The organism is Allochromatium palmeri (assembly GCF_009720725.1).
Taxonomy (GTDB): domain Bacteria; phylum Pseudomonadota; class Gammaproteobacteria; order Chromatiales; family Chromatiaceae; genus Thermochromatium; species Thermochromatium palmeri.
Genome location: NZ_WNKT01000011.1, coordinates 41,617 through 57,850 on the forward strand (window position 1 = coordinate 41,617; position 16,234 = coordinate 57,850).

The window sequence follows — 16,234 nt, forward strand, 5'->3', positions numbered from 1 at the left end:
CGGCGCGTCAATCGAAGGGCAGGAAGTCGTCGACGGCGCGCTGATCGATCTTGAACAGCTCCGGCTTGAGCTGAACGTTGCGTTGCGCGCCCGTGAAGTTGAGCCGGGTCTCCTGACCGAAGCTGTCCTCCATGATGAGGCTATCGAGCGTGTCCTTGCCGAAGCCCAGCTCGATACGCACCACGTCAGTTTCGGCGTCCTTCGGAATCAATTCCACCCAGTCGCGCCCATCGGTACTCTCGATCGGGCGCACCTCAAAATGGTGCTCGATCGGCTCAGCATTGGACAGCAGCAGTGCTGGCGTGCCGCGCAAGGCCTTGGCCTGACTCTGATGTGAGACCTGTTTCAGTTCGACGTCGTGCAGATAGACCCGATTACCGTCGGCAATGATGATCTGCGGGTTGGGGCCGGCATATTCCCAACGAAAACGGCCTGGGCGCTGGAGATAGAGGGTGCCGCGCGTCTCCATCATCTGCGTGCGCTCGGCGTTGAAGGTGAATTGCTCGAAATCGGCTTTGAGACTGTTCAGACCGTTGAGATAGTCGTCGACCCGCTGTGCACCCTCGGCGGCGAAGACGCCACCTGAGCAACAGAGCGCAAACAGCGCCAGGATCAGCCAATGAAGGGCGCGCGGACGCCCGAAGTCGGAGCGAGACGGAGACGGCATGGATCGAAATACCTGGATGTGATTTGGAAGCCGATTAGACCGGGCGTAAGGCGCAAAGATCCGGCTCCCGCTCAGTCGTCGTTCAGCGGCGGCGGCGCAAGGACTTCGCGATTACCATTGGTCTCAGCCGGACCGACGATGCCGATGCGCTCCATCTCCTCGACCATGCGCGCGGCGCGGTTGTAGCCAATCTTGAGTTTGCGCTGCACGCCCGAGATCGAAGCACGACGGCTGTCGACCACGAACTGCACAGCCTCGTCGAACAATGGATCATTGTCTTCGGTGTCGCCGCCGCGCGGTTCAGGATCGATACCGGGCAGCAGCTCGGTCGGCTCACGCAACACATCGTGGATATAGCTCGGTTCGCCGTACTGCTCCTTGAGGAACTCGACCACGCGATGGACCTCGTGGTCATCGACGAAGGCACCATGCACGCGATGCGGAATATTGCCGCCGGGCGGCAGATAGAGCATGTCACCGTGACCAAGCAACTGCTCGGCACCCATCTGATCGAGGATGGTGCGCGAGTCGATGCGCGAGGAGACCTGGAACGCGACGCGCGTCGGGATGTTGGCCTTGATGAGTCCGGTGAGCACGTCGACCGAGGGCCGCTGGGTCGCAAGCAGCAGATGGATACCGGAGGCGCGCGCTTTCTGCGCCAGACGGGCGATGAGCTCCTCGACCTTCTTGCCGACCACCATCATCATGTCGGCCAGCTCGTCGATGATGACGACGATATAGGGCAGATGCTGAAGATTCGGCACCTCGCCACCATAGGCCAGCAGATCCTCGGGCTTGATGGTCGGGTCCGGGATCGGCGTACCGGCCGCCTCGGCCTCGGCGACCTGACGGTTGTAGCCGCCGATGTTGCGCACCCCGAGCTTGGCCATGAGCCGATAACGCCGCTCCATCTCGCCGACACACCAGCGCAGCGCATTGGCCGCTTCCTTCATATCGGTGACGACCGGCGTCAGCAGATGCGGGATGCCCTCGTAGACTGAGAGTTCGAGCATCTTGGGGTCGACCATGATCAGCCGCACGTCTTCGGGTCCGGACTTGTAGAGCAGGCTCAGGATCATGGCGTTGATCGCCACTGACTTGCCCGAGCCTGTGGTGCCGGCGATCAGCGCGTGTGGCATGCGCGCCAGATCCGCGACCACCGGCAGACCGGAGATGTTGGTGCCCAGACCGATGGTGAGCGGCGAGCTGGCGTCCTGATAAGAGGGCGAGTCGAAGATCTCGCGCAGGAACACCGTCTCGCGCTCTCGGTTGGGGATCTCGATGCCGATGACCGATTTGCCGGGAATGATCTCGACCACGCGCACACTGACGACTGTCAGCGCTCGCGCCAGATCGCGCGCCAGCCCCGTGATCTTGCTCGCCTTGATGCCGGGTGCCAGTTGCAGTTCGAACAAGGTGACTACCGGGCCGGGATAGACGGCGACCACCTGCACATCGACCCCGAAATGCGCCAGATTGGCCTCGACCTGACGCGAGAGTTCCTCGATCTGCTCTTCGGAATAGCCGAAGCCGCTTTTGCGTGGGGCATCGAGTAGATTCAACGGTGGACGCGGCTTGACGCCGTCGCTGGACACGCTGGAGGCGCCACTGACACGCGCCAGCTTCTGAAAAAAGCCGCGCTTCTCCTCGGGAGCACGCCTGACCGGCGGCTCGGGTTCGACCGGCATCGGTAGCGGCGCGGCCTTACTGATTTCACGCTGAACGGCTGGATGTTCGCGGCGCGTTTCAGGCGGGCGGCGATCTTCCGCCCTGGGTCTGGCAGCCGGCAGATCATCGGAGTCCTCGGCCGCCGGATCAGTCAACAGCGCCTGAACCTCGGGCGGCAGGTGTTTTGGTGGACGTCGCGTCCGCACGCGACGTGGTGCCTCGTCCAGCATCGACAGCGCAGCGTCCGGGTCGATCAGACTGAGTGCCTGCGGCAGATCACGGGGGGGCTGGCGCGTGCCCGTCAAGGGTGACCCGGATGAGTGATGCAAGATACGACCGGGTCGCAACTGGCTCAGGCGCTGCCAGCCGAGTTCAGCGCCATGAAGCACGACCGCCCCGGTCAGGTCGATCAACTTGAGCCAGGAGATGCCGAAGAAGAGCGTCAAGCTGACGAAGAGCGCCCCGAGCAGCAACAGGTTGGCGCCCATGGCGCCGAAGGCTTCGAGCATTCGCCCGCTGACCAGCAGGCCGATCCCACCGCCGGCGCCATTGGGTAGATAGTCGCCCTGCACCGCCAGATTGACCGAGGCGAACCCGCAGCCGGCGGCCATGGTGACCAGGAACCCGATCCAGCGCAGTGAGAGCAACCAGGTTTTGGTCTCGGTGTCCTCGCCACGACCACGAAAGAGCAGCCAGGCACTCCAGGCGATCATGAAGGGCAGCAGATAGGCGAAGTAGCCAAAGAGATAGAGTGCTGCGTCGGCGAACCAGGCACCTGTACGCCCACCGGCGTTGGTCACCTGCATGTCATTGCCGATGTAGGACCAACCGGGGTCGTGAGGCGAATAACTGATCAGTGACAGTGCCAGGTAGAGTGAGGCGCACATGAGAATCCATAGACTCCCCTCGCGCAGCGCGCGCTCGACCTGATCGGTGAACGTCAATTGCCCGTAGCGTGTTGCTTGTCCCATGCGCTTCTCCAAATGTTCCAGCGCATTATAGCGTTACGGGAGATTTTTCGCGCGATTTCCCAGAAATCGGGGGCGCGAATCCAGCGAAAGGCGGCCGGTCGCCGAGCCGTCCCTGGTGAGACGACGGCTCGGCGAGTGGTCTCTCAGTCCGGGTGACGTGTTAGTTCGGCGTCACGTTCTCGGCCTGTGGGCCCTTGGGGCCCTGGGTGACTTCCATGGTCACCTGCTGACCCTCGGCCAGGGTCTTGCGACCGCCGCCATTGATCGCGCTGTAATGCACGAAGACATCCTTGCCGCCTTCGCGCTCGATGAAACCATAGCCCTTTTCGTCATTGAACCACTTGACCGTTCCAGAAATCAGTTCGCCTGCCATAACAACCTCATCGATAAAAACGCACCAACCATGGTTGGTATTGAATGACCCGTCTTCACCTTGAAGACGGTGTCACGACCACTCGCGTTGGAGCGGAATCTTTCATCGGACGATGCTCGCACATCATCCGGATGTTCATGCTGTACTCTCGATCGTTCACCAACAGGATATCGCTCGATATTATGTGACACCTGCGTCGACTCCGGCGAATCGAGCCGCAAACCGGGATTCATGCCTGAGAACGCGACACTCCAGCGCGGCCATGCTCACACCCGACATCTTCGAGGACTGGCCCGGCGCCAAGCTCGACGGGCCGTCAGAACGATGCGGTGACACGGATATCGGTGAAGTGATGCAAATCAAGCGGGGGAAGCCATTCATGGCGGTCGATGCGGGGATCAAGCGGTCATAACGGGGTCATGAAATCGGGTATTAACGAGTCGAGGATGAGTATTTCATTGAATTCGAAATCCGGTCGACGACTCAGACGCTGTCAGTTGATCCAGTGTTCGCACTTCGACGCGTTCATTGCTTATTCGTGTTGGGGCGCGATTATACCCTAGAATTCGTACGCGCAAAGATCGATCTCTGATTCGCATCAGAAAGACCGATGATTCGACTCAACGATTGTGATACCCGGATACATGAGTCCTTGATGGGGCACGCTCATGAAGTTGCCTTGAATGGCATCGATTCCGGCCGCATGGAGCATGGGCATAAGTTCGTCGCCATCGACAGCGAGCGCGATGACACGAACATTCTGCTTATGCGCGGCACGCACGAACCTCTCCAGGGCCGTCTGCGAGGCGGCGCCATCGACAAGGCCATGCATGATCTCGCGCGACAGTTTGACGTGCGTGAGAATAGCGCCATGGGTCTCGATGAAGGCGACGTCATCAAGCCTGAGATCCTCGACCAGCAACCCATGACGTTTCTCGGCCAGCAGACCGAGCAAGCGCTCCAGGCCATCCGGCGCTTCGTCGAACACCGAGCGGCATACTTCGAATATGATCGAGCCAGGCGCTAGATCGGCCTGGGCGACAGCGGTGCCGATCGCCTCCAGGATGTCGCCCGACAGGAGCGTCTGGTTAGCCAGATTCAAAAACAGGGTCGTGTCGCGTGCGCCACCGCTTTGCATACGCTGCAATAAAACCAATGATCGCAGCACGATCCAATGATCGATCCGGCCCATCCATCCGGCCTCGGCGACGAGCGGCAGAAAGGCGCCCGGCAGGAGAATGCGCCCCTGCTCGTCCCTGAGTCGCACCAGCGTCTCGAACATATTGCGATGTTTCTGATCGGCCCTGAAGGAGACGATCGGCTGGTATTCGAGCACCAGACCGCCATCCTTGATCAGTGATCTGACGCGGGCCGCGTCGAGCGACTCATCGTGTTCATCATGAGACGCATCGCGATGGAGATAACTGGACAGATCGCTGATGGTCGCCAGAACGACTGGGCGCCGGTCATTGGCGTCCGGTGGCAGGGCGGAGTGACGCAAGCCACGTAATTGCTTGCGGGCCTGACACGCCCGGAGTTCGCGCTCGCAGACCATGAGGAGATGATCGATATCGCCCCGGATCAGCACGTCCGCCGCGCCGAGCGCGAATCCCTTGGCTGGAGTCAGGGAACTTTCGGGGGACTTGAACAGGATCAGCGAGGCATCGAGTCGGTCGGCGTGTCCGGCAAGCCGCGCGGCAAGATCGAGGGTCGTGAACGCCTGCTCATCACAGAGGATGAGATCCCACCACGCGGGATTTTGAAGCGCGGATTCGAGCGACATGGGCGTGTCGGCCTCGGTCAGGTCGACGACGAGTCCCTTACGATTCAAGAGTGCGCTGACGCGCAGCTCAACTGGCTCCGGATGGATGCAGAGTATCTTTTTGACTTTTTTCATCCCGCGCCGGCCTTGATCCTGGAGCCTACGAAACGACGCCCGACGACCCGCACGCCTCCCGGCGCATGGAACTTGGCAACGGACGCCACGCACATGCTCCGAAACATACGTCGACCGAGACGAAAGCGCAAGCCGAAAAAACAGCGTCGGACGTCTCTCGCGCACTCAGAAACCACGTCGGCTGCTCAGCATTCAGACGTTCTTTTTATGCACCGGTCGCCGCTGAGCGACGACGATTACGCGCGATCTTTGCTATCAGCCGTCCGCGCTGAGGCTCCAACATCGACACAATGACAGCACACTCGCCGCGTGGAACCCAGTCGGGTCTCGACCGGATAGTGATGCCGGCAGACCTCGATCGCCTCAGGACAACGCGGATGGAAGTGACAGCCCGAGGGCGGATGGCGCGGCGAGGGCATATCACCCTCAAGCTGGATGATCCGGCGACGACGCTCGGGATCGACCACGGGCACGGCTGACAGCAGCGCGCGCGTGTAGGGATGCCGCGGATCGTCGAGGATTTCGTCGACCTGGCCGTGCTCGACCACCCGCCCCAGATACATCACCGCGACCTCGTGCGCCAGATAGGACACGACCGAAAGATCGTGGGTGATGAAGAGATAGGCTAACCCGAGCCGCTCCTGGAGATCTTTGAGTAGATTGAGGATCTGGGCCTGGACCGAGACGTCGAGCGCACTGGTCGGTTCATCACAGATGATGATCCGGGGTTCGACGGCCAGAGCGCGGGCGATACAGAGACGCTGGCGCTGTCCGCCCGAGAACTCGTGCGGATAGCGGCTGGCCGATTCGGGATCCAGGCCGACCAGCTCCAGCAGCTCGGCCACCCGGCGCATTCGCTCGGCCCGCTTGGGTGCGATTTTCAATGCCTGGAGTCCCTCGCCGATGATGTCGCCGACCAGCATGCGCGGGTTCATCGAAGCGAAGGGATCCTGGAAGACGATCTGCAAGTCCTTGCGGAATGGGCGCAGGCGCCGATGACTCAGACCGATGAGTTCCTGGCCGCGATAGCGCACCGAGCCGCCGGTCGGGGGCACGAGTTGCAGCAGACCCTTACCCGCCGTGGTTTTACCGCAGCCGGACTCGCCGACCAGAGCCAGCGTGCGTCCGGCATAGAGATCGAGCGAGATGCCGTCGACCGCGCGGACATAGCCAACGACGCGGCGCAGCACGCCCTGATGGATGGGAAAATGGACCTGGAGACCGCGCATGGTCAGAAGCGGCACTTGCGCGGTTTCGCTTGCGCTCTCGTCGCTGGCGACATGGGCCGCCGCAATGACGACTGGCACTGCGGGTCGATCCGGCACTTCAACACCAACCGACTCAGCGAGATGACAGCGTACCCCCCTCCCCTCATCGAGCATCCGCCATTCCGGAACCTCCAGACGACAACGCGCGATAGCTGCCGGACAGCGATCGACGAAGCGGCAGCCCTGAAAGACCTGATCCAGGGACGGCACGCGCCCGGCAATCACGGCCAAACGCCCGTGGCGCTTGCTGGCCTCCGGTAGACTTTCCAGCAGATGACGACTGTAAGGGTGCAGCGGCTGGACGAAGAACTCGGCCACGGGCGCGGTCTCGACGATCTGACCGGCGTACATCACGGCCAGCCGTTCGGCGGTCTCAGCGACCACGCCCAGGTCATGTGTGATCAGCAGCACCGCCAGCCCGTTCTCGGACTGCACCGCCTTCAGCAAGCGCAGCACCTGGGCCTGGATGGTGACATCGAGCGCTGTGGTCGGCTCGTCGGCGATCAGGAGCCGCGGATTGCCGGCCAGGGCCATGGCGATCATGACGCGCTGCTTCATGCCGCCCGAGAGCTGGTGCGGATACTCGTTCAGCCGCTGCTCGGGGTCGGGGATGCCGACGGCACGCAGCAGTTCGAGGGCGCGTTCGGCCCCGAGCCGTTGGCGCGCGTCGCCCTGATGCAGCCGCACCGCCTCGCCGATCTGGGTGCCGACGGTCAGCACCGGATTGAGCGAGGTCTGCGGCTCCTGGAAGATCATCGCCATCTGGCCGCCGCGCACCTGACGCATCTCGGCTTCGGTCAGACTCAGGAGTTCGGTTCCGCCGAGCTGCACCGAACCGGCGGTGATCCGCCCGGACGGCGGCAGCAGACGCATCAGCGACAGGGCGGTCATCGACTTGCCGCAGCCCGACTCGCCGAGCAGGGCGAAGGTTTCGCCGCTACGGATGTCGAGCGTCAGGCCATCGACCACGCGCGCGGGTTGGGCCGGATCACCCAGTTCGGTCGTCAGTCCCGTGATTTGCAAGAGCGGCTTGGTCATCGGCTCAAACCCCTCTCAAGCGCGGATCGAAAGCATCCCGGACCACATCGGCGAACAGATTCGCCGCCAGCACCAGGGTAAACATAAACAGAAACGCCGCCGCCAGCGACCACCAGACGATCGGATCGCGCGCCAGTTCCAGTCGCGCACTGTTGATCATGTTGCCCCAGGAATTCATGGTCGGATCGACGCCGATGTTGACATAGGACAGCACCGCCTCGGCTAGCACCAGTCCGCTGAAGTCGAGCACCAGGGTGATGAGCACGATGTGCATGACATTGGGCAGGATGTGGCGGGCGATGACGGTGAAGTGACCCACGCCGAGCGCCTGCGCAGCCTGGACATAGTCGATCTCGCGCAGCTTGAGCGCCTCGCCGCGCAGCAGACGGCAGAGTCCGGTCCAACTGGTCACGCCCAGGATCAAGCAGAGAAACAGCAGGCGCAGATCGGCGCGCTCGACCAGACTGGCGAACTCATCGGCGTGGTTGCTCATGTAGACCTGGAGCATGAGGATGGTGGCCGCGATCAGGAGCACGCCTGGAATCGAGTTGAGCGTGGTGTAGAGATACTGGATGACATCGTCGACCCAGCCGCGGAAATAGCCGGCCATGATGCCGAGCAGGATGGCGGCCGGGAGCATGATGAGCGTGGTCAGGGTACCGATCAGGAGTCCGGTGCGGATGCTTTTCAGCGCCTGATAGAGCACATCCTCGCCGACCTTGTCGGTGCCGAGCACATGGTACTTGAGCGCCAGCGTGCCGACGACGCAGGTCAGAATCAACACTAGCGCCAGAGTGCCGAGCGCGGTACGCCAGGGAATCTGGGTCTGACCCCGGAGGATACGGTCGCGAACCGCGCTGAAGGGCTGCTTGTGACGACGCGCCAGCCACCCGATGAGACCGGCGGTGAACAGTGCCCAAAGGATCAAGCCCTCGATCAGTCCGATCAGCGAACGCCAGGCAATGTCCCAGGCACGGTCGTGCTCGGGATCGGCCAGATGGGCGCCACCATGTTGCAGGCGCGGATAGTCGCGGATCACCGTACCGTCGGGTTGATCGAGCGCTTCCTTGGCCTGGAGATGGGTGGCGAAGGGGGCCGAATAGGTCTTCTCCTGCCGCTCGCGCAGTCCGCTCAGCGCCAGATCGAGCAGACTCAGCACCTCGGGCGCATAACGCACCTCGCCCGACTCGTCCGTTTGGTCGAGTTTGAGCTTGAAGTGCAGGGTATCCAGCAGGCCGACCACGGCATAGGCCGAGAGCACTACCAGGGTCGCGACCCCGATGCGCGAGCGCACCACCCGACGCCAGGGTGCGCGCAGATGCTCATGACGTGCCGCCCAGACGGCGAACAGTGCCGTTACGGCCAGCAGCAGAAAGACCAGGGCATCGGTCCAGAGGACGACGGGGATCAACGGCATGGAGACTTTTATCCGGCGAAGACATTGTCTGGCATAGTGCCGCCCAGCGAGTGCCTTTCGCAAGGCCCGCAGGGGATTCATTCGTGATCGGAATCCGCCTGCTCAAGCACTGTGGCGTCTCCAGTATAAATGACGGCAGCGGTGGCGGCGACGGCGGGCGTCAAGCGCACTTGTGAGTACATGCGTTTGTGCATACTATCGGCGCATGGAGATCGAATTCGACCCCGAGAAAGCGGCGGCGAACCCGCTCAACCACGACGGCGTAACCTTTGCCGAGGCGCAGGCCGCGTTGCTCGACCCTTATGCCCTGACGCGCGACGATCCGCACGCCGAAGGCGAACCGCGCTTCGTGACGCTGGAGATGGGCGCGCGGGGACGGATCTTGATTGTGATGTGGACACTGCGCGGTGAGCGCATCCGTCTGATTTCATCCTGGAAAGCCAATCAACCTCAACGTCGGTGCTATGAACGCCAATTCAGACCCTGAGTATAACCGTTACGCGGATCTGGACTTCGAGAACGCGAAATCCGTCTCCGATGTCCCGGCCCTAGCGCAACTTCAGGCCGCGCACGGCGGCAAGTCGCGGATCACGATCCGCGTCGACAACGACATTCTGGCCATATTCAAAGCCCGCGCGGAGATGACAGGCGGCAACTACCAGACCTTGATGAATGAGGCTCTGCGCCAAGTCGCCCAAGGCCAAGTACTAGCGGATGTGGTCCGGGAAACGATCCGCGCCGAGTTGAGGACACCTTGAACGCCGATGACGACCTACGCGCAAGTTTTGGCGAGCTATCAATACGGGTTGGAAAACGTCTACCTGTCAAGTCCCCGGTGATGGCGAAGCGCCGCTGATCAACAGTGAACGCCGTTACCTGGGCGCGCACATCACCGAACTGACCCCTGAGCAGATCCAGGCCATGCACGCCGCCGATGCGCCGCTGCCAGGCGGAAGGCTCCTGGGAACAGGACAACCTGCTCGATCTTCAGGAGTATCGGAGCCAGTTCAACACCTGACGCCGTCTCGCGTGGTGCCACCCGTAGCGCTGATGGCTACGGAACAGCGATGCGACGCTTCTTCAAAGGAGTTTCACCAGCGCGGCGACAGTCGCGATCCCAGCCATCATCATCGCCCCGAGCTTGATGATCAGGCGGTATTCGAGTTCGCGCAGATCGGTCTTCGTGGCAACTTCCGCTTCCATATGCGCTGCTCGGAAGGCTTCGGAGATGGCCTCCGCCTGACTTTCAGGAATGCCGGCGTCTTTCAGCGTGCGGATGAATTTGTGCGTGTCGAATGTGATGGTGCTCATAGTGGTTCTCGGGATCGGGGCTGCGTCCGTGCGGCCGGTGCGCTCAGGCGTTCGGTGATGGACTATGGGGACGCGCGTTGCAGGTTGAGCGCCAGCAGGCGCTGCAAGATCGTGTCGTCGGGAAGGTCGGGCGTGTAGTCCTCCCAGCCGTAGGCGCGGGCGACGGCGGCATCGAGAGCGCGGTGGGCGTTGGTGAGCCAGGCGGGAGGATTGTTGTAGAGGTTGGTGAGGGTGCGTTTTTTGAGATCCGCAGCATGCTCCGGCTTGGCGATGATCCGGTCGGGTATGAATGATGATCCGCTCGCGGTCGCACAACACCAACAGCGGCGGGTTGTCGAGATGACCGGCGTAGTCGGTCAACTGCTTGTAGGCGTTGTCCAGATCCAGCCCCGGCTTCTTGTTCTCCCAGCCGAAGTATCCGCGCTTCCAGACATCCGCCCAGCCCTGACCGCCGCCGGCCTTCTTCGCCCCGTGCTCGAAGCAGTAGTTCTCGGAATCGCGCGGCTTGTCGACGCCGAGCAGATCGCACAGATCCTCGAAATAGGGCTGTGCTCCCTGACGCTCGGTCAGCGGGTTGCCCTTCCATTTCGCTATGAACGCATCCGGTGTCACAACGCATCTCCGCCGTCACCGCAGACTCGGACTGGGCGCGGCAAGCCACGGTCTGCGAGGCGTGGCGATTCGGGAGCGATCCCAGCCGCCGTCGCAGTATAGCGCCCGGCGCGGAGCTGGAGCGGTGAGCACCGTAGCCGTACTGCTTTGTCCGGCGCATCGCGTTAGACTATTGTTGAAAATATCAACAATGCAACCGGAGCATTTCGCCATGGCCACCGTCAACTTCAGCGTCCCCGACAGTCTCAAGCTGGCGTTCAACGCCACCTTCAAGGACCAGAACAAAAGCGCCATCATCGCTGAGTTGATGCAGGAGGCCATCGAGCGCACTCAGCGTCGTCAACGTCACGCCGAGGCAATCGATCGCATTCTCGAGCGGCGTCGGCAAGCACCCTGCTTGAGTGCCGAAGAGCTACGGACCGCCCGCGAGGATGGACGCCCCTGATGCGCTATGTCGTCGATGCCAGCGTCGCCATCAAGTGGTTCTTTCAGTCGGCGCCGGACGAGGATCATCTCGAACAGGCCATCGCCCTGCTTCAGGCCAGTCGGGAGCTGGATGTTGCGTTTATCCAGCCGCCGCATTTCATCGCCGAGGTCGCCGCTGTCCTGGCGCGCAAGAAGCCCGAGGTTGCCGAAACGGATCTGCGCGACCTGTTGGCGCTCGATCTGCAGATCGTCGAGGATAGCCTGATCTATGCCTGTGCGTGCGATCTCGCCATCCGGCTGAATCATCACCTGTTCGACACCCTGTACCACGCCCTGGCCTTGCAGACCCGCGATGCCGTCCTGATCACCGCAGACGAGCGCTATTTCAAAAAAGCGCAGGAGATTGGCCGGATTCTGTGGCTGGGTGATTTGAAGCTCGCGCGCCAATCCTGACTGGCTAGCCGATGACGGTCAAGGGTGGACTCCGAACCGTTCGGTTACGCCTACTCCAATCTGACGCGCGGGTCGACCAAGGTATAGGAGATGTCGGTCAGGATCAGGCCGATGATATAGAGCACGGCACCGAGAAAGACCATGGCGCGCACGATGGCGAAGTCCTGATTGCTGATGGCATCGATGGTATAGCTGCCGAGTCCCGGAATGCCAAAGAACGACTCGGTGATCAGACTGCCCATGAACAACAGCGGTAGCACCACCACCACGCCGGTCAGGATCGGAATCAGCGCATTGCGCAGCACATGCCGGAACAGCACCACCCGCTCGCTCAGGCCCTTGGCGCGCGCGGTACGCACATAGTCGCGCCCGATTTCCTCTAGGAACAGGGTGCGATACCAGCGCGTCCCCGCGCCGATGCCGCCGACGACACCGACGATCACCGGCAGGATCAGGAACTTCCAGGCATTCAGCCCCTGGTCGTAGCCCGAGATCGGCACCAGATGCCAGAGCTTGCCGATCAGGAACTGCCCGCCGATGATGTAGAACAGCCCCGAGATCGACATCATGGCCACCAGCAGCACCACGCTCCCAATATCGACATAGGTAGCGCGGAAGAAGACGATGAACAGCGCATAGCTGATGTTGAACGCCAGCCCGATCAGCAGCACCGGCACCGCGATCGCCAGACTCGGCCACATGCGCTGCGAGATGTCGTAGCCGATGTCGCGTCCGGCGTCCGACGAACCGAACTGGAAGACGAACAGCTTGACCGACTTCTGAAACAGAATGGTATCGGTCAGGCTCGCCAGACCACCGGCCTCGGCATTGTAGAGCAGCGGTCGGTCATAGCCGCGCTCGGCCTTCCAGCTCTGGATCGACTCCTCGGTCACGCGCTTCTGTCCCAGATGCATCCGCGCCATGTCGTCCGGCGAGTTGACGACGAAAAACAGCATGAAGGTCAGGAGATTGACCCCGATCAGGATCGGGATGGCATACAGCAGTCGTCGCACGATATAGGCGGTCACAGAGCCGTACTCCTCTCGCGGCGGCGCACCATCCACCAGGCCGGCAGCACCAGCAGCACCAGCACGCCGCCGACGACCCACAGCGGCCAGAGAATGGGCGGATTCCAATCGCGTCGTGCGGCCTGGCGCTGCGCCGGATCGAGACGCCGGTATTTGAGTGTGTTGTTGGCCATCTGATTGGGATGCGCATTGAGCAGCCAGCGATGATGCAGGCTGAACGACTTGGGATGGAAGCCCCAGAGCCAGGGCGCGTCACGCCGGGCGATCTCGACCAACTGGTCGATGAGCGCCTGACGCTCGGGGCCGTCCTCCATGTACTTCATCGCGTCGAACAGCCGGTCGAACTCGGGGTTGGCATAGTTCGCGGCGTTCTCGCCCTGGTGCTCGACCTTGCCATTGGGGCCATAGAGCAGGAACAGGAAGTTCTCGGGATCGGGATAGTCGGCGTTCCAGCCCCACATGAACACCTGCCCGGTACCGTTGCGGATCTTCTCCTGGAAGCGGTTGTAGTCGGTCGAGCGGATGACCAGCTCGATGCCGAGCTTGGCGAACTGCTTGCGGATCCAGTTCAGACGCGCGCGATCGTCAGGGCCAGTGGCGACCGCTTCGTAGTTGAGACTGAGCGTGCGTCCGGTCTCGCGATCGACGCCGTTCGGATAGCCGGCCTGCTCCATCAGCACTCGCGCCTCGTCCAGACTCCGGCGCTCGGGTCGCCCATTGCGCCATTCGTAGACGAAGGGATTGATGCCCGCCTCGCCCTCGCGATGACCGAAGATTCCGGGCGGCAGCGGACTCTGAGCCACCAGACCGCGCCCGTTGGCGAAGATCGAAATGAATTCCTCGAAGTCGACCGCGATCGAGATCGCCCGGCGCAGCAGACGTGCGCGTTCGGAGTCACCGCCGATCACCGGGTCGAGCATGTTGAAGCCCATGTAGTAGATGGACGGCTCGACCGAGGTCAGCAGCGAGATGCCGCGCTCACGCATGACCTCGGTCAGCATCGGCTCACCCGAGGCGTCGATCTGGATCGCCTGATCGAAGGCATCCGACGAGATCCCCGAGCTGTCGTAATAGCCCTGGAGAAACTTGGTCCAGCGCGGGATGTCCTCTTTCTCCAGGCTGTAGATGGCGCGATCGATGAAGGGAATGGGCTGACCGGCATCGGCCAGGATGCCTGAGTCCTGATCCTCGGGCATCCCTTCACTTGGATAGGACTCGCCGTGGAAGTTGGGATTGCGTTCCAGCACCAGGCGCCGGTTGGGGTCGTTCTCGCTCAACATATAGGGGCCGGTGCCGACCGGATACCAGTCGAGCGTGATATTGCGCTCAGCCAGCCCCGGCTGGGCATAGAACACATCGGCTTCCCAAGGCATGGGCGCGAAGAACGGCATGGCGAGCCAGTACTGGAACTGCGGATACTTGCCTTCGAGACGGATGCGCAGCGTCTGGCTGTCCAGCACCTCGACGCCACTGAGGTTCGCCTGACGCAGGGCGGCGACCCGCTCCAGCTCATCGGCCGACTCCAGACCCGCGAGCTGGTCGGCCAGCTCGCCGAAGCCCCGGATATGCTCACGCATCAATCCGGCGATCGGCGAATGCGACCAGGGCGCAGCCAGACGCTTGATCTGATAGGCGAAATCCTCTGCGGTCAGCTCGCGCGTGCCGGTCGCCTCGAAGTCGGCCAGACGATTGATACCCGAGAGATCTGACGGGCGCAGATCATGATAGCGATAGCGTCCGTCATCGGTGCGCGCGAAGGCCGGATGCGGCTGAAACCGGATGCCGGGCTGGATGCGAATCAGATAATCGCTGTGGTCGATGGCGTCGACAGGCGCATCCTCTGGAAGCGGATTACCCTTGGCGTCGAAATAGCGCGGCTCGGGCACCTCAGCCGCCGAAAGCGGCACCAGGCGATAGGGGCGGAGCAGAAAGTGATATTGCAGCGGCGGCTCGTAGATCTGCGCCAGGAAGGCGTATTCATCTGAACTGTAGGAACGCGCCGGATCCAGATGCTTGGGACGCTCGGCAAAGGAGCTGTAATAGATGTTGGCCTCCGCGTCCGCCGCCGGATAGGGATCGTTCCAGGCCGACTCATTACAACCAGTCAGCGCGAGCGCCAGCAGCCCGAGTATTGCAATCCACGATCGTTCGATCCAGTCGCGCACCGTCGCCCTACCCTTTCACCGGATGACAAGATTCGGTACTGTTGCAATCACGGCCCCGAGTGTCAACGGGCACGACGATTTTTCAACCGTCCACTGAAGCTACAACAGAGACAAAACACCCATGGGTTTCCTAGAAGGCAAAAAGATTCTGATCACCGGCGTGGCGAGCAACCGCTCGATCGCCTGGGGCTGCGCGGAGGCCATGCATCGTCAGGGCGCCGAGATCGCGCTGACGTATCAGAACGACAAGCTTAAGTCGCGCGTCGAGGACATGGCGCACAAGTGCGGGTCGGATATCGCGCTGCCGCTCGACGTGGCCCAGGATGCCGATATCGAAGCCCTGTTCAAGGCGCTCGGTGAGCGTTGGGACGGGCTGGATGGCATCGTGCACGCGATCGCCTTTGCGCCGCGCGAGCAACTGGAAGGCGACTATGTCGACGCTGTCACCCGCGAGGGCTTCAACACCGCGCACGAAATCAGCTCCTACAGCTTCGCCGCACTGGCCAAGGCTGGACGTGGAATGATGGAAGGACGCAACGGTGCGCTGGTCACCATGACCTATCTGGGCGCGGTGCGCGCGGTGCCGAACTACAACGTCATGGGCATCGCCAAAGCCAGCCTGGAGGCCAATGTCCGCTATCTGGCCGCCTCACTCGGGCCGCATGGCACGCGCGTGAACGGCGTCTCCGCCGGCCCGATCCGCACCCTGGCCGCCGCCGGCATCTCGGATTTCCGCGACATGCTCAAGAAGGTCGAGGAACGCACTCCGCTGCGGCGCAATGTCACCATTGAGGAAGTCGGCAATGCAGCGGCCTTCCTGTGCTCGGATCTGGCCTCGGGCATCACCGGCGACATCCTCTATGTCGATACCGGCTACAACATCCTCGGGCTAGGCTGATCGACGCCTTTCGCTGGCTCCCACGCTCCGGCGTGGGAGCCA

The 16,234-nt window shown here is 62.2% G+C and carries 15 protein-coding genes; 6 read left to right on the forward strand and 9 right to left on the reverse strand.

Translation table 11 applies throughout. The features are described from left to right. Positions 1 to 7: 7 nt before the first annotated feature. The 3 genes from lolA to GJ668_RS07330 all read right to left on the reverse strand — a co-directional run bounded on the left by lolA (position 8) and on the right by GJ668_RS07330 (position 3,679). On the reverse strand, positions 8 to 667 hold the full coding sequence (lolA, locus tag GJ668_RS07320) for an outer membrane lipoprotein periplasmic chaperone LolA (protein WP_155449497.1): 660 nt from the start codon (positions 665 to 667) through the stop codon (positions 8 to 10). 71 nt (positions 668 to 738) lie between these two features. Next, positions 739 to 3,306, reverse strand: coding sequence for a DNA translocase FtsK (locus GJ668_RS07325; protein ID WP_155449498.1), 2,568 nt, complete (start codon positions 3,304 to 3,306; stop codon positions 739 to 741). 160 nt (positions 3,307 to 3,466) lie between these two features. After that, the gene (locus tag GJ668_RS07330; RefSeq protein WP_155449499.1) at positions 3,467 to 3,679 is read right to left on the reverse strand and encodes a cold-shock protein; all 213 of its coding nucleotides are present in this window, start codon (positions 3,677 to 3,679) and stop codon (positions 3,467 to 3,469) included. Positions 3,680 to 3,941: 262 nt separating this feature from the next. On the opposite strand from GJ668_RS07330, the gene GJ668_RS07335 reads away from it, so the two are divergent. Then, complete coding sequence (locus tag GJ668_RS07335) at positions 3,942 to 4,091, forward strand: hypothetical protein (RefSeq protein ID WP_155449500.1); 150 nt, start codon at positions 3,942 to 3,944, stop codon at positions 4,089 to 4,091. 186 nt (positions 4,092 to 4,277) lie between these two features. Here GJ668_RS07335 and GJ668_RS07340 read toward each other — a convergent pair whose 3' ends face one another. The 3 genes from GJ668_RS07340 to GJ668_RS07350 form a co-directional block, all read right to left on the reverse strand. Beyond that, positions 4,278 to 5,576: an EAL domain-containing protein gene (locus GJ668_RS07340; RefSeq protein ID WP_155449501.1), complete on the reverse strand. Its 1,299-nt coding sequence runs from the start codon at positions 5,574 to 5,576 to the stop codon at positions 4,278 to 4,280. A 236-nt stretch (positions 5,577 to 5,812) separates the two neighbouring features. Next, positions 5,813 to 7,882 (reverse strand): ABC transporter ATP-binding protein, encoded by a 2,070-nt coding sequence (locus tag GJ668_RS07345; RefSeq protein WP_155449502.1) that lies wholly within the window; start codon positions 7,880 to 7,882, stop codon positions 5,813 to 5,815. Between the two features lie 4 nt (positions 7,883 to 7,886). Next, positions 7,887 to 9,299, reverse strand: a complete 1,413-nt coding sequence (locus GJ668_RS07350) for an ABC transporter permease (RefSeq protein ID WP_155449503.1) — start codon at positions 9,297 to 9,299, stop codon at positions 7,887 to 7,889. A gap of 205 nt (positions 9,300 to 9,504) precedes the next feature. On the opposite strand from GJ668_RS07350, the gene GJ668_RS07355 reads away from it, so the two are divergent. Next, positions 9,505 to 9,786, forward strand: a complete 282-nt coding sequence (locus GJ668_RS07355; RefSeq protein WP_155449504.1) for a BrnT family toxin — start codon at positions 9,505 to 9,507, stop codon at positions 9,784 to 9,786. Further along, entirely contained in the window at positions 9,764 to 10,057 is a 294-nt protein-coding gene (locus tag GJ668_RS07360) for a BrnA antitoxin family protein (protein WP_155449505.1), read from the forward strand. Before GJ668_RS07355 ends, GJ668_RS07360 begins: the two co-directional genes overlap by 23 nt. A gap of 322 nt (positions 10,058 to 10,379) precedes the next feature. Here GJ668_RS07360 and GJ668_RS20315 read toward each other — a convergent pair whose 3' ends face one another. Next, positions 10,380 to 11,222: a CCDC90 family protein gene (locus tag GJ668_RS20315; RefSeq protein ID WP_222930759.1), complete on the reverse strand. Its 843-nt coding sequence runs from the start codon at positions 11,220 to 11,222 to the stop codon at positions 10,380 to 10,382. 211 nt (positions 11,223 to 11,433) lie between these two features. Here GJ668_RS20315 and GJ668_RS07370 point away from each other — a divergent pair, with 211 nt between their 5' ends. Both GJ668_RS07370 and GJ668_RS07375 read left to right on the forward strand, forming a co-directional pair. Continuing rightward, positions 11,434 to 11,667: a hypothetical protein gene (locus GJ668_RS07370; protein ID WP_155449506.1), complete on the forward strand. Its 234-nt coding sequence runs from the start codon at positions 11,434 to 11,436 to the stop codon at positions 11,665 to 11,667. Further along, positions 11,667 to 12,101, forward strand: coding sequence for a type II toxin-antitoxin system VapC family toxin (locus GJ668_RS07375; RefSeq protein ID WP_155449507.1), 435 nt, complete (start codon positions 11,667 to 11,669; stop codon positions 12,099 to 12,101). Before GJ668_RS07370 ends, GJ668_RS07375 begins: the two co-directional genes overlap by 1 nt. 50 nt (positions 12,102 to 12,151) lie before the next feature. Here GJ668_RS07375 and GJ668_RS07380 read toward each other — a convergent pair whose 3' ends face one another. Both GJ668_RS07380 and GJ668_RS07385 read right to left on the reverse strand, forming a co-directional pair. Next, entirely contained in the window at positions 12,152 to 13,129 is a 978-nt protein-coding gene (locus GJ668_RS07380; protein ID WP_186342947.1) for an ABC transporter permease subunit, read from the reverse strand. After that, positions 13,126 to 15,294 (reverse strand): ABC transporter substrate-binding protein, encoded by a 2,169-nt coding sequence (locus tag GJ668_RS07385; protein ID WP_186342948.1) that lies wholly within the window; start codon positions 15,292 to 15,294, stop codon positions 13,126 to 13,128. The genes GJ668_RS07380 and GJ668_RS07385 overlap by 4 nt, the downstream gene beginning before the upstream one ends. Before the next feature lie 121 nt (positions 15,295 to 15,415). Here GJ668_RS07385 and GJ668_RS07390 point away from each other — a divergent pair, with 121 nt between their 5' ends. Continuing rightward, positions 15,416 to 16,192, forward strand: a complete 777-nt coding sequence (locus tag GJ668_RS07390; RefSeq protein ID WP_155449508.1) for an enoyl-ACP reductase FabI — start codon at positions 15,416 to 15,418, stop codon at positions 16,190 to 16,192. Positions 16,193 to 16,234: the final 42 nt, after the last annotated feature.